The organism is Micromonospora qiuiae (genome assembly GCF_016863555.1).
Taxonomy (GTDB): Bacteria; Actinomycetota; Actinomycetes; order Mycobacteriales; family Micromonosporaceae; genus Micromonospora; species Micromonospora qiuiae.
The window spans coordinates 41051-64384 of the sequence record NZ_BOPC01000030.1 but is presented as its reverse complement, the minus strand read 5'-3'; the positions used below and the strand labels follow the sequence as shown (position 1 = coordinate 64384).

The window sequence follows — 23334 nt, the reverse complement described above, 5'->3', positions numbered from 1 at the left end:
GCCTCGTCGATCATGCACTTTTGGTCGGGACAAAAGGGCGCAAGGGCGGCATTACGGCGACCGAAAGTGCAAGATCGGCGGGGAGTAGCGGGGGTGGGGGTGTTGACGTGGGTGTGATACGTGGCCTACCTTCCCAGTCGAAGCGGTTAGTCGAAACGCTTCGACTGAGCCGCGGTGAGGGAGGTGCCGATGGCCACCATGCAGGACGTCGCCCGCCTCGCCCGGGTCTCGGTCAGCACCGTGTCGTACGCGCTCACTGGTGCCCGTCCGATCTCCCAGGCCACCCGGGCCAAGGTCCTCGCCGCCATGGCGGAGCTGGACTATCAGCCGAACGCCATGGCACGTGGGCTGGCCAGCCGGCGTAGCCGGATCCTCGGGTTGCTGCTGCCCATGGACGAGCGGGGCCTCGGTGCCACCGAAACCGCCTTCGTCACCGGCGCGGCGGCCGCCGCCAGCGCCGCCGGCTACCACCTGATGCTCTCCCCGATCGGCGTCGGCGACCTCGACGAGCTGCGCCGGCTGGCCAGCCAACGGATGCTCGACGGCGCGTTGCTGATGGAGGTGCAGCTGCACGATCCGCGGGTGGACGTGCTGCGGGAACTCGGCGTGCCGCTGGTGCTGATCGGTCGCACCGCCGACACAGACGGCCTGTCGTACGTGGACATCGACTTCGACCAGACCGTCCGGGCGGCCGTCGGCCACCTGGTCGACCTCGGCCACCGCCGGATCGTCTACGTCAACCACTCCGCCGACACCCTCGCCGAGGGGTACGGTCCGGCCCTGCGCACCCGGGACGCGTTCACCGCCGCGATGACCGGGCACGGGCTGGAGCCGCTGATGATCCCCGCCGAGGACAGCGCGGCCGGTGGCCGGGCGGCGCTGGCCACCGCCCTGCGCCGGGCGCCCGATCTGACCGCGATCCTGGCGATGAACGAGAGCGCCGTCTTCGGTCTGCTCGGCGAGTTGGCCACCCGTGGCCGGAGCGTTCCCGACGACGTCTCGGTCGTCTCGATGGTCACCTCGCCCCAGGTCGCCGAGCTGGCCACGCCGGCGCTGACCGCGATGAGCTCGCCCGGCTCGGCGGTGGGCCGGATCGCCATCGAGACGCTGCTACGGCACGTCGACGCCGGCGACGGCCAGATCAACCAGCAACTGATGCCGTGCGCGCTGGAGGTCCGTGGATCCAGCGGTCCACCGCGTACGGAAGGCAAGCCCACCGAAGCCGCCCGTCGCCGCGCTGCCACGCGGCGACGGGCGTAAGGAGTACCGGCTCGATACTCGTCAGGGAGACTAGCAATGCGACATTTTCGCAGAGTAGCCGTGGTGACCACGGTCGCCGCGCTCACGGCCACCGGCCTGGCCGCCTGCGGTGGCAACGGGGACGACAGTGCCGCAGGAGTCCTCAAGCTCTGGCATTACGAGAGCGCGAACAGCGCGATGGGGGTCGCCTGGGACCGGGCGATCGAGATCTTCAAGGATGAGCATCCCGGGGTCGAGGTGCGCTTCGAGCGCAAGGCGTTCGAGCAGATCCAGCAGAACGCCGGCATGATCATCAACTCGTCCGAGGGCCCGGACGTGATGGAGTACAACAAGGGCAACGCCACCGCCGGCCTGCTCTCCTCGCAGGGCCTGCTGACCAACCTCACCGAGGAGGCGACCAGGCGCGGCTGGGACAAGGCGCTGAGCCCCAGCCTCCAGACCACCGCGCGGTACGACAACGGCGTGATGGGCTCCGGCAACTGGTACGGCGTACCGAACTACGGCGAGTACGTGATGGTCTACTACAACAAGGAACTCTTCGCCGAGCACGGAGTGAGCGTCCCGACCACGCTGGCCGAGCTGACCGCCGCAATGGACACCTTCGTCGCCAAGGGCGTGACGCCGCTGGGCATGTCCGGCGCCGAGTATCCGGCCGGTCAGCTTTTCTACCAGCTCGCGCTCTCCCGGGCCGACCGCGACTTCGTCAACGCCTACCAGCTCTACACCAACCCGGTCGACTTCCGGGCCGACCCGCTGCGCTACGGCGCCGAGGCATTCGCCGAGTGGGTGCGCAAGGGTTACCTGGCCAAAGACTCCGCCGGCCTGAAGGCCGAGGACATGGGGACCGCCTTCATCTCCGGCAAGGTGCCGATGATCATCTCGGGCAGTTGGTGGTACGGCCGCTTCAAGAGCGAGATCAGCTACGACTGGGACAGCTTCCTCTTCCCCGGCAACACCCTGCACGCCGGCTCGTCCGGCAACCTCTGGGTGGTCCCGGAGACCAGCAAGGCCAAGAGCCTGGCGTACGACTTCATCGACATCACCATGCGTCCGGAGATCCAGGCGCTGATCGGCAACAACGGCGGTGTGCCGGTCGCCGGCGACCCGGCCACGATCAGCGACGAGAAGGACCGCAAGCTGATCGAGAACTTCAACACCGTCAGCTCCCAGGACGGCCTGGCGTTCTACCCGGACTGGCCGGTGCCCGGCTACTACGACGTGTTGGTCTCCGGCTTCCAGGGCCTGATCAACCAGTCCAGGTCGCCCGAGGAGGTCCTCGACGCGATCGCCAAGCCTTACCACGACGGCGTCGCGGAGATCAAGCGCGACTGAGCGGCGGCCGAGGTGGGCGCGCGACCGGCACACCGGTACGCCCGCCCCCAGGCGTGGAAGGACCCCCATGGCAGTGCCTGACACCGTCGCCGCCCGCCGACCGGCGGCCACGTCACCCCCGTCCCCGACGGCCACGGCGAAGCGCCGGCCGTCCCGCCCCGACGCCGCGTACTGGCTGTTCCTGCTGCCCGGCGCGGTGCTCTTCCTGCTCGTCATCGGCGGTCCGCTGCTCTACACCGGCTACCTGTCGCTGACCAGGTGGTCCGGCGTCGGCGAGCCCCGCTTCATCGGGCTGGAGAACTACCGGCACCTGCTGACCGACGAGGTCTTCTGGACGTCGTTCCGCAACACCGTCGCGATGATCGTCGCGATGGTGGTGGTTCCCACCCTGGTCGGGCTGGTGCTCGCCGCGGTCCTCTTCGACACCATCGGACGCAGGTTCCGCCCCCGCACCGCCGCCGCGCTGCGGGCCGCCTTTTACCTGCCGCAGGTCCTTCCGGTCGTGGTCGCCGGCATCGTCTGGGGTTGGATCCTGCGGCCGGACGGCGCGCTCAACGGGCTGCTCGACGCGGTCGGGCTCGGTGCGCTGCGCCACGACTGGCTGGGCGACCCGGGCAGCGCGCTGCCTGTGGTGATGGCCGTGATGATCTGGGTGCAGATCGGCTACCCCGTGGTCGTCTTCATGGCCGCGTTGGAACGGGTGAACCCCGAGCTGTACGAGGCGGCGGAGATCGACGGCGCCGGCTGGTGGCGGCGGTTCCGGGCGATCACCCTGGCGCAGATCCGGCCGGAGACGTTCGTGGTCGGGCTCACCTGCACCATCGCGGCGATGAAGGTGTTCGGGCCGATCTACGCGCTGACGCGGGGCGGACCGGAGAACGCCACCAACGTGCCGTCCTACTTCGCCTACTTCACCTTCTTCAAGCGGCTGAACGTCGGCTACGGCTCGGCGATCTCGATGGTGCTGACGTTGATCATCGTCGTGGTGGCGGTGCTGTTCATCCGCGCCCAGAACCGGGCCGAACAACGGGACGGGGCGCTGTAGATGGCCAGCACACTCGCCCCGGTCCGTCCCACCCGACGACCGGCCGATCGGCACCACCGCGGCGTCGGCCGCTGGCTCGTGCTCGTGCTGGTCGGCGCCGCCGCGCTGGCCATGCTGGTGCCGTTCGCGTTCATGCTGATCAACGCCTTCAAGTCGCCCGGCGACTACTCGACCAACGGCCCGCTGAGCTGGCCGACCGAGCTCTACACCGGCGGGTTGCGGACGTACTGGGAACAGGTCGACTTCCCGGTCAAGCTGTGGAACTCGATCGTCATCTCCGGCTCGGTCGCGGTCCTGGCCGTGGTCGTCTCACTGCTCAGCGCGTACGCCCTGGGCATCGGCCGGGTCCGCGGCCGGCTCTGGATCATCGGTCTCTTCCTGCTGGCCAACATGCTGCCGCAGGAGGCGCTGGTCTACCCGCTCTACCACTTCGCCAAGGAGGCCGGTCTCTACAACAGCCGCCTTGCGGTGATCATTATTTTCACCGTCATCCAGGCCGCCTTCGGCACCTACCTGCTCGCCTCGGTGCTCGGCACGTTCCCCCGGGCGCTGCTGGAGGCCGCTGCCCTGGACGGGGCGGGCAAGTGGCGGATCCTGTGGCGGGTGGTGCTGCCCAACGTGCGGCCCACCATCGCGGTGCTGCTGGTGTTCTTCTTCATCTGGACCTGGAACGAGTTCCTCATTCCCCTGGTCATGCTCATCGACAACCAGACCCAGACGGTGCCGGTCGCGATCGCCACATTGCAGGGGGACCGGTTGATGGACGCCCCCACCACCAACGCCGGGGCGTTGCTCAGCCTCCTCCCCACGATCCTGTTCTTCCTCATCTTTCAGCGCACCCTCGCCCGGGGCATCACGGCAGGAGCCGACAAGTGAAGTTCACCGACGGATACTGGCAATTGCGTCCCGGCGTCACCGTGCTGCGGCCCGGCGCGGTCGAGTCGATCGAGCCGGACGAGCGGGCCTTCACCGTGTTCGCGCCGATCGGAAAAATCACCGGGCGCGGCGACACCCTCAACCGGCCGGTCGTCACGGTGCGGTTCTCCTCCCCCGCGCCCGGCGTGATCGGGGTGACCATCGGCCACCACTCCGGTGGGCTGCCCAAGCAGCCCCGCTTCGCCCTCACCGAGAGCGCCGACCATCCCGTGCAGGTGGAGATCACCGGGCTCAGTGCCCGGCTGACCACCGGCGAGCTGACCGCCCGGGTCGCGCTGACCGGGCCGTGGCGGGTCGACTTCCTACGCGGCGACCGGCTGGTCACCTCGTCCACCGAACGCAGCATCGGCGTGGTCACCGACGCCGAGGGCCGCAAGTACGTGCACGACCGGCTGGCGCTCGGCGTCGGCGAGACGATCTACGGGCTGGGCGAGCGCTTCGGGGCGTACGTCAAGAACGGCCAGACCGTCGACATCTGGAACGCCGACGGCGGCACGGCCAGCGAGCAGGCGTACAAGAACGTGCCGTTCTACCTCAGCAGCGCCGGGTACGGGGTCTTCGTCGACCATCCGGAGCACGTGTCGTTCGAGGTGGGCTCGGAGGTGGTGTCGCAAACCCAGTTCAGCGTGCCGGGGCAGTCGCTGACCTACCACCTGATCGACGGGCCCACCCCGAAGGACGTGCTGCGCCGGTACACCGCGCTGACCGGCCGCCCGGCCCGGGTGCCCGCCTGGTCGTACGGGCTGTGGCTGTCCACCTCGTTCACCACCTCGTACGACGAGAAGACGGTCACCGAGTTCATCGACGGGATGGCCGAACGGGACCTGCCGCTGTCGGTGTTCCACTTCGACTGCTTCTGGATGCGCCAGTTCCACTGGGTCGACTTCATCTGGGATCCGGCGACGTTCCCCGATCCGGAGGGGATGCTGCGCCGGCTGCACGAGCGTGGGCTGAAGGTCTGTGTCTGGATCAACCCGTACATCGCCCAACGGTCGTACCTGTTCGAGGAGGGGCGGCAGGCCGGCTACCTGGTCCGCAACCCGGACGGCTCGATCTGGCAGTGGGACAAGTGGCAGGCCGGGATGGCGCTGGTCGACTTCACCAACCCGGAAGCCGTCGCATGGTACGCCGGCAAACTCAAGACGCTGCTCGACATGGGGGTCGACTGCTTCAAGACCGACTTCGGCGAACGCATCCCGACCGACGTCATCTGGCACGACGGCTCCGACCCGCAGCGGATGCACAACTACTACTCGTACCTTTACAACAAGGCAGTGTTCGAGCTGTTGGCGGCGGAGCGCGGCGAGGGTGAGGCGGTGGTCTTCGCCCGCTCGGCGACCGCCGGCGGGCAGCAGTTCCCGGTGCACTGGGGCGGCGACTGCGAGTCCACGTTCGTGGCGATGGCCGAGTCGCTGCGCGGCGGGCTGTCGTTGGCCGCCTCGGGCTTCGGCTACTGGAGCCACGACATCGGCGGCTTCGAGGGCACGCCGGATCCGGCGGTGTTCAAGCGCTGGATCGCCTTCGGGCTGCTCTCCTCGCACTCGCGGCTGCACGGCTCCGGCTCGTACCGGGTGCCGTGGGCGTACGACGACGAGGCGGTCGACGTGCTACGCCGGTTCACCCGGCTCAAGTTGAGCCTGATGCCGTATCTGGCGGCGGCGGCCGAGGAGGCCCACCGCGAGGGCGTACCGGTGATGCGGCCGATGATCCTGGAGTTCCCGGACGATCCGGCCGCCGCCTATCTGGACCGGCAGTACATGCTCGGCCCGGACCTGCTCGTCGCGCCGGTGATGAGCGCCGACGGGCACGTCACCTACTACGTGCCGGCCGGCACCTGGACGCACCTGATGACCGGCACGCAGGTCACCGGCCCGGGCTGGGTGACCGAGAAGCACGGCTACGACAGCGTTCCCGTGCTCGCTAGGCCCGGCGCGGTCATCCCGTTCGGCTCGGTCACCGACCGGCCCGACTATCCGTGGGCCGACGGCGTCCGGCTGCGGTGGTACGCCCCGACCCCGGGGCAGCGAAGCCGGGTCCGGATACCGTCGCCCGACGGTGGGACGGACACCGAGTTCGAGATGCGCTACCGGGACGGGACGGCCACCGCCGAGCTGGTGGCCGGCCTCTCGTCGGGATACCGCTGCGAGTTGACCGGGCACGAAAGGAGCTAGACGCCGACGCGTTGTTCGGGGATGGAGAGGCCGTAGAGGGCCATCAGCTCCGGGCTGTCCACCCGGTTGCCGTCGGCCACCGAGTCGCAGGCGATGTCGACGATCTGGTCCTTGTGCGCCAGCAGGTACGGCCGGGCGCCGACGTCGGCGCTGGCCAGGGTCGCGATGCCCGGCCAGTGCCGGCGACCGAACAGCATCGGGTAGCCGCGCAGCCCGTGGTACGTCGCGCAGACCAGCGCGTCGGGGAAGGGCAGCGCGGCCACCCGGCGGACCGCGACGGCGGTCAGTCCCGGCATGTCGACCGGCACCACCACCGTCGCCTCGACCTCGTCGTCGTCGATTCCGGCGAGGCCGGCACGGATGGACGAGCCGACCCCGGTCCCCCAGGCACGGTTGACCACCACCGTGGCGCGGTCCAGGTCGGCGGCCTCGCGCACCTGGTCGGCCGCGGCGCCGAGAACGACCACGATCTGCCCGCAGCCCGCCTCCGTCAGCGTGTCGATCATCTGGTCGACCAGGGGCTTGTCGCCCTGATGCAGCAGGGCCTCGGGGCCACCGATCCGGCGGCCACCCCCCGCAGCGATGATCATTCCTGCGATCCGGTTCAGAGCTGCGCTCCCTCCAGCATGGGATCGGCAGGCACCGCAGCGCTGTCCATCCCCCCGACGCACACCGTGAGCAACGATCGCGCCCGGAGGAGAGTGTCGGGGCAAATCACATAAATTGGACAGCAAGTGCAAGGAAGGGCCCCTTTTTAACGCCTGCGGTAGAGGAAGGGCCCCCTATTAACAGCCGAGCGCAGTTAACCGCCTGCACTGCCCGCAGCCGGGACCAGGACCACCTGCCACGCCCCGGTGACGTGCTCGGGTACGACCTCGACGGTCACCGCTTCACCCCGGCGCGGGTCGATGCCGAACTCACGTTTCCACTCGCCGCCCTCGTCGCCGTACATTCCGCTGCCAGCCAACCCGGTAGTCCCACCACTCACCGGTGGTGATCTCGACACCGGCGACCCGTAGGTGCAGCAACCCGGGCGTCTGGGAGACCATCTCGATCGACCTCAGGTTCCGCCAGCTCAGCTCCCGTCGAACCGGGCGCCTCGGGTCGTCCGGATCCGATCGGACGATGACGACGTTTCTGGCACAGCGCCTCGGTACAATCCGCCGGCAGCGGAGCCTGACTCAGCGGGGTGAGCGTTCCCGCTGGTCGGGACGGCAGCGGATACCGGTCGAACGGGATCCGCTCGCCGATGGCGAGTCCGTAACCGCCACTGGTCGGAATCGGCACCGCGACGGTCCCCGACTCGGGAAGCTCGGCGGTGGGCAGTTCCCCGCGCCACCTGCGTCGCCACCACGAGGCGTACGCGTTGACGATGACCCGCCGCACGTACGGCTCGGGGTCGCCGTCGATGCGCCGCCACGCCTCCCACGCCCGCGCCAGCGCGGTCTGCAACAGGTCTTCCGCCAGTGCCCAGTCCCGAACGCACCGCCCGCAGAGCCGAGCGTCGGAATAGCGACCCTCGCCCGACGGGTGAGGCGGACGTGGTGGCCCAGCGGCGCGGATATCAACCTCTGGCGGAGGAGCCAGCGGCGAACCAGATTCCGGCGGCGATCGTGACACCGGCGATGACGAGCCCGACCACCCGCACCGGGTCGACCGCGAGAGTCTCCCGAAAGACGGTCACGCCGATGACCACGCTGGCGACGGGGTCGGTGAGGGTGACAGCGGCGAGCGGCGCGGCGAGGCGACCGTGCTGGAAGGCGGTCTGGTTCAGCAGCAGCCCGACGATGACGATCACCGCCAGGGCCGGAAGCCGCCAGCTGACCACGGAGGCCAGCCCGTGGTAACGGCCGGCGACGTCCTTGACCAGCGCCGCCGCCAGGCTGAAGGCAAGTCCGCTGGCCATGCCGAGCAACGCACCACGGGCGGCGCCGGTCAGTCGGTACGCGACCAGGACACCGGCCGTGATCACCAGTGCGGCGCCGCTCAGCGGCACGATCCAGGCCCCCGGAGAAGGAGTGGCCACGCCGGCGCGGGCGTCGGCCAGGACGAGGAACGCGGACAGACCGGCCACTCCCACCGCGACGGCGAGCAGGTCCCGCGCCGCGACCCGACGGCGGATCATGGCGGCCTCGATCAGGACCGCCATGAACAGTCCGCTGGCCATGACGGGCTGGACGACCGCCAGCGGCCCGAGCCGTAGGGCGACGACCTGGAGCGCCACGCCGGCGGAATCGGGGATCCAGCCCGACAGCCACAGCCGGCTGCGCACCAGTCGGAACAGCAGCCGAGGGTCGGGTACCCGATACTGCGGCTGTTGTTTCGCGGCCCGCTGGTGCAACGCGGAGGCGAGCGCGAAGCAGAACGCCGCCGCGAGCGCGATCGGGATCACGGTACGGGCGGGTCGTTCCGCCGCCGGGTGGCCCGAGCCGACCGGCGGACGGCTTCGGACACCACGGCGGCCATGTCGGTCGCGGCGACGACCGGCGCGTCGTTCTGGGCGGTGGTCAGCGCGGTGAGCGCCGGGCGCAGGTGTGCGGCCGTGGTGACGTAGGTGGTCAGTCCGGCCTCGGCCAGCACCTCGGCGTTGGCCCGACCGTGCCCGGGAATCGGCCGGTAGGTGACGGTCGGCAGGCCGGCGGCCAGCGACTGCTGACAGGTGAGCCCACCGGCGTTCTCCACCACGACGTCCACCGCCCGCATGAGCGTGGGCATGTCGTCGACCCAACCCAGGACGTGTCCGGGAAAGGCGTGCAGCCGGCGGCGCAGTTCGTCGTTACGTCCGCAGACGACGACCGGTGTGACGCAGCCGGTGGCGAGCACCTCGGCGGCGGTACGGACCACGTCGCCGACGCCCCAGGAACCGGCGACGATCAGGGCCAACCGCTCCTGCTCGGGCAGGCCGAAGCGGGCGCGCGCGGCGCGCTTGTCGTCGCTGGGTGACGAGGCGAACCGGGCGGACACCAGTGGACTCACCACCCGCACATCGTGCGCCCCGTGGGCAGCGGCGTGCCGCTGCGCCGCCCGGTGGATGACGCAGTACGTGTCGATGCCCGGTGCCATCCAGGTCGGGTGGACCACGAAGTCGGTGACGTAGGTGACGACCGACGCGTCCAACCGTCCCCGGTGACGCAGCGGTCCGAGCACCTGGTTGGCGAACGGAAAGGTCGTCACGACCAGGCTGGTGCCCGGCGGCAGTCGCAGCAGCATCCGGCGCGAGGCCAGCCGCAGTGCCGTCCTGATCGCCCGGACCGCGAGCGGGGAGCGGTCGGTGATGGTGAACAGGGCGTCGTAGCTCCAGGGCAGCCAGCGGAGCATCGCCCGGTAGCCCTCCCGAAAGACACTGTGCAGGGGCCGGGGCAGCGCCGCGAAGAAGTTGAGGCGCTCCACCATGATCCCGTGCGCGGCCAGCCGGTCGGCCAGTTCGGCGGCGGCGGCGTCGTGCCCGGCGCCGATGTCCGCGGACACGACCAGCACGCGCCCCCGGTCCGGATGACCCACCGGGTCGCCCCGATCCGCGCGGGCATCCGTCGGGGCGACGATGGCATCGCGCGACGGGGCGCGGATGCCGCCGGTCAGGTCGGCACCAGGTGCGAGGGTGAGCCTTCGCGGCTGGTTCACCGGCCGGGGTTACCCGTCCCCGCAGCCGCCATGCCGCCCGTTGCCGCCGACGGTCCGTCGCTCGTCCTCGTCGGCCCGGTGCGCGCCGAGCGTCCCGATCGTCAGGTTCCGGTCCTGGGCCCACTGGAACAGCCGCGGCAGCACCGCCAGGGCCCCGTGCCAGGCACCGGGGGCAGAAGCGCAGTCGGAGTCGTGCAGCAGCAAGGTCCCGCCACCGGCGAGATCCTCGCTGATCGTCTGCCAGATCACCCCCGGTGGCCGGGTGGCCTCCCAGTCGCGCCCCCAGGCCGTCCAGAGTCGCGGGGTCAGGTGCAGCCGCCGGCAGGCCAGTAACGCCGCCGACGTCAGCACCCCGTACGGTGGCCGATACCAGAGCGGGGGTACGCCCGTCACGTCCGCGATCCGGTCCCGGGTTCGGGCGATGTCGGCGTACGTGGCCGCGGGCGGGCGCCACAGCAGGTTCCGGTGCTCCCACCCGTGCACCGCGACCTCGTGCCCGGCGGCGACCAGTTCGCGGCCGAGCCCCGGGTCCCGGTCCAGCATCCGGCCGAGCACGAAGAAGGTGGCGCGCACCTGAGCCCGCGCCAGCAGGCGCAGAAACTGCGGGGTGGAGGCCGGATCGGGACCGTCGTCGAAGGTCAACGCGATCCGGGTGACCGGACCGACGCCGGCAAGCCGCGGCCAGAGCCGCCGACGGATCGGCCCGTTCGCGGTCACCATCGGTACGACCTGCGCCGCCGCGCCCAGCGTGGCGGCCGCGACGGTTCTCAGCACCAGTCGGCGCATGCCTGCCGTCTCACCTGCCGATCGGAAGCGGTACCGGCAGCGGGGATACCCACTGGCGGCGGGATCAGGCGCGGCGTCCGGAACCAGCCCCGGTGGGCACGCTCAAGACGCGTCGCGTCGGATGGCGCGCCGCACCCGGCGCCTGACCCCGCCGGCCGCACGATGCTTCAGCCGCGAGAAGGCAGCCTCGGCGGGGTGCTCCGCCCGCTCACTGAGGGAGTCGGCGTGCCCGAGCATGTCGACGATCGCCTCGATCGCGACCTCGAGCAGGTGGGCGTCGTCGACGTCGCCGCCGCCGGCTGGCGTCAGCTTCGCCGGCCGCAGTTCGTCGAGGTCGCCGACGACCCGGCACGGGTAGTCCTGGAGTTCCTTGATCTGCTGTTCGGCGAGGTCCATCACCCAGCCGGCCCGGTCCGGGCCGACGCCGAACCGCAACTCGTTGGCCCGCCGCTTGAGCACCGCGTCGACCAGATGACGGTGGACGACCCGACGGTACGGCGTCCGGAGCGGATAGCGATCCCCCAACTTCCGGTTGACGCGTCGGAGCACTTCGATCTCGGCGGCGCCGAGTGACGGATTCGCGGTCGGTGCCGTCAGCTCGCACAGCCCGTCTGCGATGCCGACGATGCCGGCGAAGCGACGCCACAGGACCTCGTGCGGGGCACCCGGAGCCGGCACGGTCACCAGGTGCCGCCGCTGCGCGGGGACCAGGTCGCCCCAGCGGCGCAACATCCGGGTCGCCGTGTGGTTCTCCCAGAACGCCTCGCACCGGCCCTGTTCGACGGCGCGCAGGAACTCCTCGAAGCGCCATCCGGCGCGGGCCCGGACACTCTGCTGCCAGAACGACGGCAGGGTACGCCACAGGTCCCGACCCACCACGATGACGTGGATCTCGGCGGGGCCCAGGCTCCGCACCGCGCGGGCGGCCTGCTCGACGGTGGCGCGCCCAACCCCTCGTTGCTGATGATCACGTCACCGGACCATTTCCGGGCCTTGTCGGCCAGCCGGCCCCAGGTCCAGTACACCTCGGCGTCCCGCCACGGCGCCGCGCGCAGATCGGCCATCGCCTGGTCGTGCGCCACGGCGCTGCCGGGCAGCAGGATGTCCGCGTCGGCCAACCTGTCCCGGTTGGCCCAGAGCACGTTCTGCACATAGGTGCTGCCCGCCTTCGGCGCACCGATGTGCAGGTAGACGCGTCTGGCCATGCCGCCTCCCGGGATCCTCACCGGAATGCTCCGGTTCGCCGGCCAGGATTACCGCCGAACGTGAACAACACGGAAAGAACCGACGCAGCTTCGGTGTCCAGTCCGGTGATCACGCCGCGCGCGACCGTCTCTCAGGCGGCGTCGGCGTAGCACTCGACGATCGACAGATCCAGCGGGAAGCGCACCGGGGTGTCACCGAAGAGCAGCGTGCTGGCCCGCTGCCCGGCGCGGTGGACCGCCTCGGCGACCCGCTCGGACCGCTCGGCCGGGCAGTGCACGACCACCTCGTCGTGCTGAAAGAAGACCAGCTCGGCGCCGGTGCCGGCCAACTCGCCCCGAAGCACCGCCAGCAGCGTCGAGGCCCACTCGGCCGCGGTGGCCTGGATGACGAAGTTGCGGGTGAACCGGCCCCGGGAACGGGCCGCCCGGGCCCGCGGCGAGTGCCGGTCGTCGGCCGCGTCCGGGTCGCCGGCATCGTCGTCACCGAAACCTGCCGTTCCCGGCGGGCAGGTGCGCCCCAGCCACGAACGCACCAGCCCACCGGTCTCGCCGGTACGCGCCGCCGCCTCGACGTAGCCGAACGCCGTCGGATAACTGCGCCGCAGCACCGCCAGCGCCGGCACCGCCGCGCCACCGGTCTGCCCGTACATCGCGCCGAGCAGGGCCAACTTGGCCCGTCCCCGGTCGCCGCCGAACGCGTCCCGCGCGAGTGCCGCGTACAGGTCACCGGTCGCGCCCGCCCGGGCGAGCCGGGCGTCACCGGAGACAGCCGCCAGCACCCGGGGCTCCAACTGCCCGGCGTCGGCCACCACGAAGCACCAGCCCGGGTCGGCCACCGCCGCCCGGCGGATCACCTTCGGAATCTGCAACGCGCCGCCGCCCCGAGTGGCCCAGCGCCCCGACACCACCCCGCCGGGGACGTACTCCGGCCGGAATCGGCCGTCGCGCACCCAGGCGTCCCGCCATGCCCACCCGTGCGCCGTCCAGATCCGGTACAGCTCCTTGTACTCCAGGACCAAGGGCACCGCCGGATGATCCACCCCCCGGAGCACCCAGGCCCGGGTGTTGGGCAGCTCCACCCCGGCCCGCGCGAACGCTCGCAACAGCTCCGCCGGGCTGTCGGCGTGCAGCTGGCGCAGGCCGAACGCGTCGGCGATTCGCGCCGCCAGCTCGGCCAGCCGCCGGGGCGGCCCGCCCACCGGGGACGGCTCTCCCAGCAACTCGGTCAGCATCGCGTCGTGCACGTCGGCGCGCCAGGGCAGGCCCGCCGCACCCATCTCGGCCGCGATCAGCGCACCGGCCGATTCGGCGGCCACCAGCAGCCGGAACCGGCCCGGTTCGCCGGTCGCCGCGATGCGGCCGAGCTGGTCGGCGTACACCCTGGTCAACGCCGTGATGCCCGGACCCGGCGGGCCGGGCACGGCGTCGAAGAGCGCGGCCTGCCCGGCACCGGGCGGGGCGGCGACGCGCGGCGGCGGGTCGGGCGGCACCGACGCGCCGGTCAACCGGGCCCACGCGGCGGCCAGGGCACGCGGCTCTCCCCAGCGGCCGGCGTACCCGAGCAGCAGCGCCTCGGTCAGCTCCACGTCGTGGCACCGTTCGACCCGGACCCCGGCGCGCAGCAGCGCCGGGTAGAGCGTGGCGCCGGACGCCCAGACCCAGCGCGGCCGGTCGGCGTGCTCGCGGGCGACCACCGCGGCGGCCAGGTCGGCGACCGGCTCCGGCGGGCCCGCGGGAGCGCCGGAGGTGACGAGGGGCTGCAGCACTCCCCCGCCCTGCTCGTCGGCCACCACCGCCACCAGCACGGACCGATTCTGCCGCCTCCGTGCGACAACTCGGACCGCAGCTGCGGTCACTCGGTCGGCGGTGCGCGTCAACCACCTTGCGCATGGCCGAGGCGAGCCCCGACGTTCACCTGCGGGTAGGTCGGAAGGTCCAGGCCGATCGCGCGGCCGTCCCGCACCGCGGTGGCCGTGTCGAGCGCGGCGGCCAGGGCCGCCCGGAAGAGCAGGGAGCCGGTGCTGACCCGCCGCACGCCCAGGTCCGCCAGGTCGGCGACGGTGTGCCGGCCCGGCAGGAACAGGATGTTGACCGGTACGTCGACCGCCGCCACGACCGCCGCGATGTCGGCGGGCTCGGCGAGGCCGGGGACGAACACCCCGTCCGCCCCGGCGTCCGCGTAGCGGCGAACCCGGCTGACCGCCTCGGCCAGATCGCCGGGGCGCTGCCAGTGCGTGTCGGTGCGGGCGTTGACGAACAGTTGCGGCACCTCGCGCTTCACCGACCGGATCAACGCGGCGTGCGTCTCCGCCGGGCCCATGGCGTCCTCGATGTTGACGCCGACCGCGCCGGCCTCGGCCACCGCGACCGCCGCCTCGACGGATCCGGCCTCGATGTCGGCGGTGAGGTGCACCGGCAGCGACGCCAGCCGCCGGACGAGCAACCGGGTCTCGGCCACGGTGGCGCCGATGCCGTCGGGCCGGCCGTTGGTGGCCGCGACGCCGAGGCTGGTGGTGCCGAGCGCGGGAAAGCCGGCCTCCACCAGGAAACGGGCCGACGCGACGTCCCACACGTTCGGTAGCACCAGTGGGGCGCTGGTCCTATGCAGGGCGGCGAAGCTGCTCATGAGTGTGCTCCCGCCACAAGCGCGAGGGCGTGGGCGCGGCCAGGGCAGCGCCGGGGTCCGGCGCCGAACGCCAGGTCGCCCGCCAGGGGCACCCGCACCACCTCACCGGCCTCGACCGTCACGTCTCCGACGGTGGTGGTGACGAGGGCTTGGCGCTTGGTCCCCGGCACGGGCGGGTCATCGCGCAACACGTCGTCGACCCCGCGGTGCCGGGCCCGGTCGATCAGGGCCACGGTCGGCTCGCAGGCCTGCACGAGCACGCCGATGCGCGCTGCCGTCGGCTCGTCGAAGTCGCCGCCGAAGACCGCGACCAGCCGGTCGACCGCCGCGTCGGCCCGCGACTCGTCACCGGTCCCCGGCTGGTACGCCTGCGCCACGTCCCGGACCAGGCCCACCACGGGTTCGACCACGCCCATCTGGCGGGCGAGTACCGCCACCGGGTGGATCGAGCCGGCATGGCGCAGAGAGTCGAGCGGGATCGCGTCCAGGACCGCGATCGACAAGGCACGTCGCCGCTCGTGCTCCACCCCCTCGCTGAACCGGCCAACCGTGGCCCGTAGCCAGGCGACTCCGGCGGACGCGGGCGGAACCGGCGGCACCACGAAAGCCGGGTCGGTCAGGACGGCGAGGGCCAGGTCGCGGCCGTGGATCTGCAGCATGCGGCGAAGGCTACGAGCACAATCGTTCGGTACGAGCCGAACCGTCGCCGCCGACAATGAAAAGGTGACCTCGCCTTCCGACCTGGCGGCGCTCGCGGCCCTGCTGGCCGACGAGACGCGGGCCGCCATCTGCCTCGCACTGCTCGACGGCCGGGCATGGACCGCTGGCGAACTGGCCGCGTACGCGGGCGTCGCGCCCTCCACCGCGACCGGGCACCTGCATCGCCTCGTCGACGGCGGGCTGCTCGTGCAGCGGCGGCAGGGCCGGCACCGGTACGTGCAGCTCGCCGACCCGTCGGTGGCGCAACTGCTGGAAGACCTGTCGGCCCGGATCGAGCCACGACCCGCCCCGCCCCGCGGGCTGCGCGCGGCGACCGCCAGCGCGGCCCTGCGCCGGGGCCGCACCTGCTACGACCACCTCGCCGGACGTCTCGGCGTCGCGGTGACCGACGCGATGACCGAGCGGGGGCTGCTGGACCAGAGCGCCGGCTTCGCCCTCACCCCGGCCGGTAGCGCCTGGCTGGCCGACGTGCTCGGGTGGGATCCCGCCCAGCCGCGCCCCAGCCGCCGGCCGCTCGTACGCGGCTGCCTCGACTGGACGGAACGGCGCCAGCACCTCGGCGGGCTCGCGGGGGCGAAGCTGTGTGAGACGTTCCTCGGCAACGGGTGGGTGGTGCGGATCGGGTCGGGCCGCGCCGTTCGCCTCACCACGTCCGGCAGAGTCATGTTACGGGACCAGTTGGCTATCAGCCTCGACTGACGTGGCTGGTCCTCGACCCAGGGCCGCCGGGTGGACTAACCTCTTAGCCAAGGAGGGTCAGATGGGAAGCGAGGCTGCCGCCCAGTTCAACATCCACGAGGCCAAGACGAACCTGTCGCGGATCATCGAACGCGTCGAGCAGGGCGAGGAAGTGGTCATCAGCCGGGCCGGCCAGCCGGTCGCAAAGGTGATCCCGCTCGTGCGTCGGGTCAACCGCACCGCACGAGGATCGCTGCGCGGTAAGCTGGTGCTCGCCGAGGACTGGGACGCCCCCGAGGTCAACGAAGCCATCGCAGACGACTTCGGAACGACCGCGTGACTCTCCTGCTGGATACCCACGTCGTCATCTGGTGGTTGACCGACGACCCGGGCCTGTCGCCAGAGATCAAGCACCGACTGGACCACGAGCCGGACGTCTTCGTCAGCGCCGCCACGATCTGGGAAATTGCCATCAAGCAGGCGATCGGCAAAATCAAGGAACCGGAGAACCTTCCTGAACTCGTCCGCGGCAGCGGGTTCCGGCACCTTTCCATCACGGCCGACCACGCGATTTTCGCCGGTCAACTTCCCATGATTCACCGCGATCCGTTCGACCGGATGCTGGTGGCTCAGGCGCGGTGCGAGAACCTCGTCCTCGCCTCGCGTGACTCTGCCGTGCAGCAGTACGACGTACCGGTGCTGGCCGTCTGACCTGAGCTGTCCCGCACGGCGACCTCTCACTCGGACGATGCCCACCGTTTCGTGCTGGCGAACGCCGGCCCGGCGGTGGCCGGGCCGGCGGTGGCCGGGCCGGCGGTGGCCGGGCCGGCGCGGGCGGCGTTACTTGCCGACGCCGGCGGTGAGACCGGACTGCACCTGACGTTGGAAGACGATGTAGACGATGAGCACCGGCAGCATCGCCATGGTCACCCCGGCGAACAGGCCGGACCAGTCGGACTGGTAGCCCTGGTTCACCGACAGTTCGATCAGGCCCTGCGAGATGACCTGGTTCTTCGGCTCACCGGCCACCGACTGCATGAGCAGGGTCGGCAGGTACCACTGGTTCCACTGGCCGAGGACGTTGAAGATGCCGATGCTGATCAGGCCCGGCTTGGCCATCGGCAGCATGACGCTGAAGAACAGTCGGCTGTGCGATGCTCCGTCGACCATGCCCGCCTCGGCGATGGCGGTGGGCAGGGTGCGGAAGAAGGAGTGCATGAAGAAGACGGTGAACGCCAGCGACCAGGCCACGTAGACCAGGATCAGCATGAGGTGCTTGTTCGGCCCGAGGAAGGGCAGCGTCACGCCCATGTTGTAGACGCCCTTGAACAGCGGCACCGCGGCCAGGTAGATCGGCAGGGTCAGCCCGGACAGGAACATGTAGTAGATGAGCCGGTTGCCGGGGAAGTCGTAGCGGGCCAGCACGTAGGCGGCCATCGAGCCGAGCAGCATGGTGAGGAAGACGCTGCCGGCCAGCACCAGCACGGTGTTGAGGAAGAACGAACCGATGTGTCCCTCGGTCCAGGCCCGGACGAAGTTGTCCCACTGCAACCGCTCAGGGAAGAGCGACAGCGGTTTGCGGATGACCTCCGCGTCGGTCTTGAGCGCGGACATCACCACCCACAGCAGGGGGTAGACCACCATGATCGCCCATACGGCGAGGAACAGGTGGGAGAAGCCGTTGAAGAACCTCGCCCCGGCCCCGCCGCCAGCGGCGGCACGTCGGCCCGGCGTACGCCCCGTCGGCGGGGCCTGGTCGGGCCCGGCCAGGGGGTGGGTCACCGTGCTCATCGTCCAGGCCTCCTCAGAACTCGATCCGCTCACGACGGGTGATCCTCAGCTGGAACGCCGCCAGCAGGATCGTGAAGATCGCCAGGGCCACCGCGATCGCGCAGGCGTAGCCGAACTGGCCTTTCTGGAACGCGTTGAAATGGATCACCGAGGCGAAGATCTCGCTGGCGTGGTTCGGGCCGCCCTGGCTCGGAGTCATGATGAAGACCAGCGCGAACATGTCCAGCGCGATGAAGCCCAGGTACACCCAGGCCACCGAGACGGTGTCGCGCAGCAGTGGCAGGGTGATCCGGAAGAAGGTGTGGAAACGTCCCGCCCCGTCGAGGATGGCCGCCTCGTAGATGTCCTTCGGGATGGACTGCATGGCCGCCGAGAAGAGCACCATGTAGAAGCCGGCGCCGCTCCAGACCGCGATCAACAGCAGCCACCACAGCACCGCCGGTACGCCGAGGAAGGGCTCCGGGTCGTACATGAAGGTGATCGGGTCGTCCTCGGCGACCAACCCGATCTTCATCAGTACGCCGTTGACCAGTCCCTGGCCGTCCGCGCGGTAGATCTGCTGCCACATCACCGCGATGACGACCAGGGACAACACCTGCGGGAAGAAGAAGATCACCTTGTACAGGCCGGAGCCGAAGACGCCCCGGATGCCGGCCTTGTCCTCGCGTCCGCCCACGTTGAGCAGGAACGCGAGGAACAGGGCCAGCGCGATGGTGCACAGCGGCACGGTGACCAGGAAGAAGACGTTGTGCCAGAACGCCTTCCTGATCAGCTCGTCGGTGAACAGCCGGAGGTAGTTCTCCAGCCCGACGAACTGCTGCCGGTCGGAGTAGCCTCCCCAGTCGGTCAGCGAGTATCCGGCCGCCTGGAGGAAGGGCCACACCACGTAGAAGAGGTACAGCCCGACCGGCAACACCAGAAAACCCGTGACGAAACGCCCAACACCGTGCCGCATCTCTCTCACTTCCTCGTTCGGTCAGATCCGGGGTGTCACGCGTCTCGGGGCTGCTTGGTGATCGACGAGTCCTTGGCGACCTTGTCGGCGGCAGCCTGCATCTTGTCGACGAACTGGGCGGCGGTGATCCGGCCCGCCATCAGCTCCTGGGAGAGGTTCTGGCTCTCCTTGTCCAGGTCGGCGTAGAAATCCCAGAACTTGACCTTGACCAGATCCTTCGGGGCGTTCTTCATCAGCTCGTTGGCGCTGGCCAGCGCCGAGTCCTGCACGTTGTCCCCCGAGCCGGTGGTCGACGCCAGGGACTTGGTCAGCTCGGCGAACTTCGCCGCACCGGCCTTGGAGAGCACCGCCCGCAGGAACTCCTTGGCCGCCGCCTTGTTCGGGGCCTTGCTCGGCACCACGATGCCCTCGCCGGCACCGGCGTAGACGTCGTTGGGCGCCTTGTCGGTGGCACCCAGGCCCCAGTAGTCGGAGAGCTTCATCTCGAAGCCGGGCGGGATGGTCTCCGCCATCTCGTTCTTCAGCCAGGTGCCGACCTGGATGAAGGCCGCCTTGCCGTCCAGCCACGCCTGCTGTGACTGGGTGTGGTCGAGCCGGCCGGGCAGCACCAGCTTGTCCTTGACCAGCTTCTCCCAGACCTCCAACGCGGGCAGCACGCCCTCGGCGCGCCAGGCGTTCTCCTTGAGGTTGTCGATGTCGATGACCGCCTGCTTGCCGGCCGACTTCCAGATGGTGGCCATCAGCGCCCAGCGCGGGTAGTAGCCGTGCACGGCGTCGTACACGTACGGGGCCATGCCGGTGGCCTTGATCTTCGGGGCCAGGGCGAAGAACTCGTCGAAGGTCTTCGGCGGCTCCCACCCCTGCTTGCTGAACAGGGCGGAGTTGTACCAGTTGCCCCAGACGGTGTAGGCGATGTTCACCACGTAGAACTTGCCCTGGAAGGTGCCGTCGACGACGGTGCCCGGCAGCAGCGAGTCGGCGGCCGTGCCCTCGCTGTCCCAGGCGGGGGCGGCGAGCAGGTCGTCCAGCGGCTCGATGGCACCCTCGTTGACCAGGGTGCTGATGTCCATCATGTCGGCGCCCGAGTTCATCACCACGTCGCTGGGCGTGGTCGCCATCTTTGGCTGCTCTTCGGTCTTGATCTTCTGGGTGGAGCTCATGTTGATTGTGACGCTCGGGTGCTTGGCGTTGAAGATCGCCTGGTCTTCCTTCGCCCAGGCGTCACCCAGACCACCGTTGAAGATGACCACCTTCACGGCGCTGTTCTCCTGCACGCCGAAGGGGTTGTCGCTGCTCTTCTGCCCGGTGCTGTCGTTGTTCTGGCTCGGCGTGCTGCCGGCGCAGGCGCTGAGCAGACCCGCGGCCGGGGTCACCAGGAGGCCCGCTGCCGCCGCGCGGCGCAGCAGGGTACGGCGATCGAGTTCGGGGGTAAGGGACATCTCTGACTCTCCTTCTGATGTCGGGTCAGGAGGTGCGCCGGAGACGTCCGGCGTACCGCGACTCGAGGGCGAGGTGGTGCTCGTCCCCGCCGGGGACGTGCCGGAGAGGGCACCGACCGCGTTCATGCGGTGACCCCTCTCGCGGCCTTGTGCCCGTCGACGGCCTGGGCGGTACGCCGGAAGGCCGCGTGGGCGCGGTCGTGGGTGCGCTGGGCGACCGCGATGTAGAGCAGGTCGAGCACCACCAGCTGCGGATGCCGGGCCGACAACGCGTCCGGTCGGAACGTGGTCGCCTGGCTGGCGGTGAGCAGCACGATGTCGGCCAGTTCGGCCAGCGGCGAGCGGCGGAAACCGGTCAGCGCGATGGTGGTCGCGCCCCGACTGTCGCCTTCGGCGAGCATTTCGATGGCCTCCCGGGTCTGGCCGCTGTGCGAGATGCCCAGCGCGACGTCGCCGGAGCGCAGCAGCGCGGCGGCGGCGAGCCCGGAGTGCACGTCGTGCCACGCCCACGCGGCCACCCCGATGCGGTGCAGGCTGAACTGCATCTCCTCGCCGACCAGGGCGCTGCCGCTGGCACCGAAGATGTTCACCCGGCTGGCCCCGGCGATGGCGACCGCAGCCCGTTCCACCTCGGCGAGGTCGAGCAGTGCGGCGGTGTCGTGCATGGCCCGGGTGTCGGCGGCGATGAGTTGTTCCAGCACCCGTTCGAGCGGATCACCGGGCTGGATCTCGCGTCCGATGTCGACGGTCCAGCCGGCCGAGCGGGCTCGGCCGGTCTCGGTGGCGATGCCCAGCCGCAGATCGGCGTAGCCGTCGAAGCCCATCGCCCGGCAGAACCGGGTCACCGTGGCCGGTGAGGTGCCGCTGCGTTCGGCCAGTTCCACAATGGTGGCCCGGGCCGCCGCCTCCGGGTCGGTGAGCACCTGCTCGGCGACCCGGCGCAATGCGCCGGTCAGCTCGTCGGCGCCGGTACGCACCCGGGCCAACACGCCGTCGGAGGCGACGCCGAGGGCGCCCCGCCGGTCGACCCCCTCGGCGTCGGCCACCGCGGTGCCCGCGGAGGTGTCCGCCTCGTGATCAACCATGGGGCGCCTTTCCGAAAAGACTGTTAACTGTTAGTGGTAAAAGTTCTTACTGAAGCCACCTCCGTGTCAAGGCCGTGGCAGAAGTTTTCAAACTGTTACCTCGCGCGCACTCCCTGAGACGACCCGTCGCTCGCCATCAAAAGCCGCCGCGACCAGCATGAACGTTGACCAGTAAGAAGGTGGTCGATGCATTGCGTCGTCGCGGCCGGTGCTCCCGTCCGCCTGACCGACCGGCCACCTCGAACCGCGACCGAGCCGATGACTCGCCGCGGCTGGCATACCCTCAGCTCATGCGCCGCCTGGCCCGACTCGCCGCCCGGACACCGGCCGACCGCGAGCGCTACCTCGACCTGCTCCGGGCTCTGGCGATCATGCTGGTCGTCCTCGGCCACTGGACGTTCGTCACCATCTACCACGACCAGCACGGCCAGCCCAACGGCCGCTCGGCCCTGCCCGCGATCCCCTGGGCCGATCCGCTGACCTGGGCGATCCAGGTCATGCCCGTGTTCTTCCTGGTCGGTGGATACGCCAACGCCGCCTCGCTCACGGCGCATCGCGGCCGGGGCGGCGACCCGACCGGCTGGCTGCTGGGCCGCAGTGCCCGGCTGCTGCGCCCGACCACCGTGCTGGTGCTGGTGCTCGCCGGTGGTTCGCTGGTCGCGCGGTTGGCCGGTGCCGAGCCGGGCATGCTCCGCACCGTCGTCTGGTTCGCCACCATCCCGCTGTGGTTCCTCGCCGCCTACCTGGCGGTGGTGCCGTTGACCCCGCTGATGTACGCGCTGCACCGCCGCTTCGGGCTGGCCGTGCCGGCGGCCCTGGCGCTGCTGGTGGCCGTCGGCGACCTGGGTCGGGCGCTCGGCCCGGCCGAGCTGGCGCTGGCCAACTACCTGCTCGGCTGGCTCGCCGTCCACCAGCTCGGCTTCGCCTGGTACGACGCCCGCCGGGGCAACTGCCAGCCAACAGCGGGCCGGCAGCGGGGACTCCGGACCCGGTGCCTGCCCATGTCGCCCCGGGCCGCCCTGGTGATGATCGTCGGCGGGCTCGCCGTCGCGGTGCTGCTCACCACCGTCGGCCCGTATCCGGTCAGCATGATCAACATGCCGGGCGAGCGGATGGCCAACGCCGGTCCGCCCAGCGTGGCGCTGCTCGCCGTGGCCACCGCCCAACTCGGGCTGATCCTGCTGCTCCGCGAACGAGCTGAACGCTGGCTGCACCGCAGCCGCCCGTGGCAAGCGGTGGTCGGCGTCAACGCGGTCGTGCTCACCGTCTTCCTGTGGCACCTGACCGCGGTGATCCTGCTGGTCGGCGCGCTGGACGGGCTCGGCGTACTGCCCACCCCGCCGGCCGGCTCGGCGGCCTGGTTCGCCTGGCGGCTGCCCTGGGTGCTGATGCTGGCCGTCGTGCTGGCCGTGCTCGTCGCCCTCTTCGGCCCGATCGAGGCCCGCACCGGCCGCTCCACCGTGAGACGCTCCCCCGCCGGCTGGTGGGCCGGTGCGCGCAGCGTGCTCACTCTCGCCGCCTTCTCCGCCGCCGTGTACGCCCTGGTACTCAACAGCGCCACCGCGAAGACCGCACCCGAGCCGCTCGGGCTGCCCGTCGGGGCGCTGGTGGCGTACCTGGCCGGGGTGAGCATCCTGCGCCTGCTCAGGTCCGGATCTAGGTGACCGAGGTTGAATCGCCGGGA

At 70.7% G+C, this 23334-nt stretch carries 24 protein-coding genes; 10 read left to right on the top strand and 14 right to left on the bottom strand.

What is annotated here, in order from left to right:
- Window positions 1-189: 189 nt before the first annotated feature.
- The 5 genes from Vqi01_RS11930 to yicI all read left to right on the top strand — a co-directional run bounded on the left by Vqi01_RS11930 (window position 190) and on the right by yicI (window position 6744).
- A complete protein-coding gene (locus tag Vqi01_RS11930) occupies window positions 190-1260 on the top strand; it encodes a LacI family DNA-binding transcriptional regulator (RefSeq protein ID WP_204034812.1) in 1071 nt (356 codons plus the stop codon).
- Between the two features lie 63 nt (window positions 1261-1323).
- On the top strand, window positions 1324-2592 hold the full coding sequence (locus Vqi01_RS11925) for an ABC transporter substrate-binding protein (RefSeq protein WP_307825079.1): 1269 nt from the start codon (window positions 1324-1326) through the stop codon (window positions 2590-2592).
- 67 nt (window positions 2593-2659) lie between these two features.
- Entirely contained in the window at window positions 2660-3637 is a 978-nt protein-coding gene (locus Vqi01_RS11920; protein ID WP_204034810.1) for a carbohydrate ABC transporter permease, read from the top strand.
- The gene (locus Vqi01_RS11915; protein ID WP_204034809.1) at window positions 3638-4513 is read left to right on the top strand and encodes a carbohydrate ABC transporter permease; all 876 of its coding nucleotides are present in this window, start codon (window positions 3638-3640) and stop codon (window positions 4511-4513) included.
- A complete protein-coding gene (gene yicI, locus Vqi01_RS11910) occupies window positions 4510-6744 on the top strand; it encodes an alpha-xylosidase (protein WP_204034808.1) in 2235 nt (744 codons plus the stop codon). Before Vqi01_RS11915 ends, yicI begins: the two co-directional genes overlap by 4 nt.
- On the opposite strand, the gene Vqi01_RS11905 is transcribed toward yicI, so the two are convergent.
- The 7 genes from Vqi01_RS11905 to Vqi01_RS11875 all read right to left on the bottom strand — a co-directional run bounded on the left by Vqi01_RS11905 (window position 6741) and on the right by Vqi01_RS11875 (window position 12030).
- Window positions 6741-7334 carry a nucleotidyltransferase family protein gene (locus Vqi01_RS11905; protein WP_204034807.1) on the bottom strand — a complete coding sequence of 198 codons (594 nt, stop codon included), beginning with the start codon at window positions 7332-7334 and terminating at the stop codon, window positions 6741-6743. The two genes, yicI and Vqi01_RS11905, sit on opposite strands and share 4 nt — an antisense overlap.
- 212 nt (window positions 7335-7546) lie before the next feature.
- Window positions 7547-7732 (bottom strand): hypothetical protein, encoded by a 186-nt coding sequence (locus tag Vqi01_RS11900; protein ID WP_204034806.1) that lies wholly within the window; start codon window positions 7730-7732, stop codon window positions 7547-7549.
- Window positions 7729-8364, bottom strand: coding sequence for a sigma factor (locus Vqi01_RS30690; RefSeq protein ID WP_239098338.1), 636 nt, complete (start codon window positions 8362-8364; stop codon window positions 7729-7731). The genes Vqi01_RS11900 and Vqi01_RS30690 overlap by 4 nt, the downstream gene beginning before the upstream one ends.
- Window positions 8309-9136: a DMT family transporter gene (locus Vqi01_RS11890; protein ID WP_204034805.1), complete on the bottom strand. Its 828-nt coding sequence runs from the start codon at window positions 9134-9136 to the stop codon at window positions 8309-8311. The genes Vqi01_RS30690 and Vqi01_RS11890 overlap by 56 nt, the downstream gene beginning before the upstream one ends.
- The gene (locus Vqi01_RS11885; protein WP_372444350.1) at window positions 9133-10323 is read right to left on the bottom strand and encodes an MGDG synthase family glycosyltransferase; all 1191 of its coding nucleotides are present in this window, start codon (window positions 10321-10323) and stop codon (window positions 9133-9135) included. The genes Vqi01_RS11890 and Vqi01_RS11885 overlap by 4 nt, the downstream gene beginning before the upstream one ends.
- Window positions 10324-10374: 51 nt before the next feature.
- Complete coding sequence (locus Vqi01_RS11880; protein WP_204034804.1) at window positions 10375-11151, bottom strand: polysaccharide deacetylase family protein; 777 nt, start codon at window positions 11149-11151, stop codon at window positions 10375-10377.
- A 102-nt stretch (window positions 11152-11253) separates the two neighbouring features.
- Complete coding sequence (locus Vqi01_RS11875; protein ID WP_239098337.1) at window positions 11254-12030, bottom strand: hypothetical protein; 777 nt, start codon at window positions 12028-12030, stop codon at window positions 11254-11256.
- 6 nt (window positions 12031-12036) lie between these two features.
- Here Vqi01_RS11875 and Vqi01_RS30685 point away from each other — a divergent pair, with 6 nt between their 5' ends.
- Window positions 12037-12306, top strand: a complete 270-nt coding sequence (locus Vqi01_RS30685; protein WP_239098336.1) for a hypothetical protein — start codon at window positions 12037-12039, stop codon at window positions 12304-12306.
- 181 nt (window positions 12307-12487) lie between these two features.
- On the opposite strand, the gene Vqi01_RS11870 is transcribed toward Vqi01_RS30685, so the two are convergent.
- The 3 genes from Vqi01_RS11870 to Vqi01_RS11860 all read right to left on the bottom strand — a co-directional run bounded on the left by Vqi01_RS11870 (window position 12488) and on the right by Vqi01_RS11860 (window position 15641).
- Entirely contained in the window at window positions 12488-14161 is a 1674-nt protein-coding gene (locus tag Vqi01_RS11870) for a bifunctional 3'-5' exonuclease/DNA polymerase (protein WP_204034803.1), read from the bottom strand.
- 68 nt (window positions 14162-14229) lie between these two features.
- Complete coding sequence (locus Vqi01_RS11865) at window positions 14230-14982, bottom strand: isocitrate lyase/PEP mutase family protein (RefSeq protein ID WP_204034802.1); 753 nt, start codon at window positions 14980-14982, stop codon at window positions 14230-14232.
- Window positions 14979-15641, bottom strand: a complete 663-nt coding sequence (locus Vqi01_RS11860) for a hypothetical protein (protein WP_204034801.1) — start codon at window positions 15639-15641, stop codon at window positions 14979-14981. Before Vqi01_RS11860 ends, Vqi01_RS11865 begins: the two co-directional genes overlap by 4 nt.
- A 64-nt stretch (window positions 15642-15705) precedes the next feature.
- Here Vqi01_RS11860 and Vqi01_RS11855 point away from each other — a divergent pair, with 64 nt between their 5' ends.
- From Vqi01_RS11855 to Vqi01_RS11845, 3 genes are all read left to right on the top strand, one after another.
- A complete protein-coding gene (locus Vqi01_RS11855) occupies window positions 15706-16401 on the top strand; it encodes an ArsR/SmtB family transcription factor (RefSeq protein WP_204034800.1) in 696 nt (231 codons plus the stop codon).
- A 61-nt stretch (window positions 16402-16462) separates the two neighbouring features.
- Complete coding sequence (locus tag Vqi01_RS11850) at window positions 16463-16720, top strand: type II toxin-antitoxin system Phd/YefM family antitoxin (protein WP_204034799.1); 258 nt, start codon at window positions 16463-16465, stop codon at window positions 16718-16720.
- Window positions 16717-17091 carry a type II toxin-antitoxin system VapC family toxin gene (locus tag Vqi01_RS11845; protein ID WP_204034798.1) on the top strand — a complete coding sequence of 125 codons (375 nt, stop codon included), beginning with the start codon at window positions 16717-16719 and terminating at the stop codon, window positions 17089-17091. Before Vqi01_RS11850 ends, Vqi01_RS11845 begins: the two co-directional genes overlap by 4 nt.
- Window positions 17092-17220: 129 nt before the next feature.
- Here the strand turns inward: Vqi01_RS11845 and Vqi01_RS11840 are convergent, their stop codons facing one another.
- The 4 genes from Vqi01_RS11840 to Vqi01_RS11825 form a co-directional block, all read right to left on the bottom strand.
- Window positions 17221-18171 (bottom strand): carbohydrate ABC transporter permease, encoded by a 951-nt coding sequence (locus Vqi01_RS11840; RefSeq protein ID WP_204034797.1) that lies wholly within the window; start codon window positions 18169-18171, stop codon window positions 17221-17223.
- Window positions 18172-18184: 13 nt separating this feature from the next.
- Window positions 18185-19126 (bottom strand): carbohydrate ABC transporter permease, encoded by a 942-nt coding sequence (locus Vqi01_RS11835; RefSeq protein WP_204034796.1) that lies wholly within the window; start codon window positions 19124-19126, stop codon window positions 18185-18187.
- A 35-nt stretch (window positions 19127-19161) separates the two neighbouring features.
- Entirely contained in the window at window positions 19162-20565 is a 1404-nt protein-coding gene (gene ngcE, locus Vqi01_RS11830; protein ID WP_204034795.1) for an N-acetylglucosamine/diacetylchitobiose ABC transporter substrate-binding protein, read from the bottom strand.
- A gap of 122 nt (window positions 20566-20687) precedes the next feature.
- A complete protein-coding gene (locus Vqi01_RS11825; protein WP_204034794.1) occupies window positions 20688-21650 on the bottom strand; it encodes a MurR/RpiR family transcriptional regulator in 963 nt (320 codons plus the stop codon).
- A 290-nt stretch (window positions 21651-21940) separates the two neighbouring features.
- On the opposite strand from Vqi01_RS11825, the gene Vqi01_RS11820 reads away from it, so the two are divergent.
- On the top strand, window positions 21941-23314 hold the full coding sequence (locus Vqi01_RS11820) for an acyltransferase family protein (RefSeq protein WP_204034793.1): 1374 nt from the start codon (window positions 21941-21943) through the stop codon (window positions 23312-23314).
- Window positions 23315-23334: the final 20 nt, after the last annotated feature.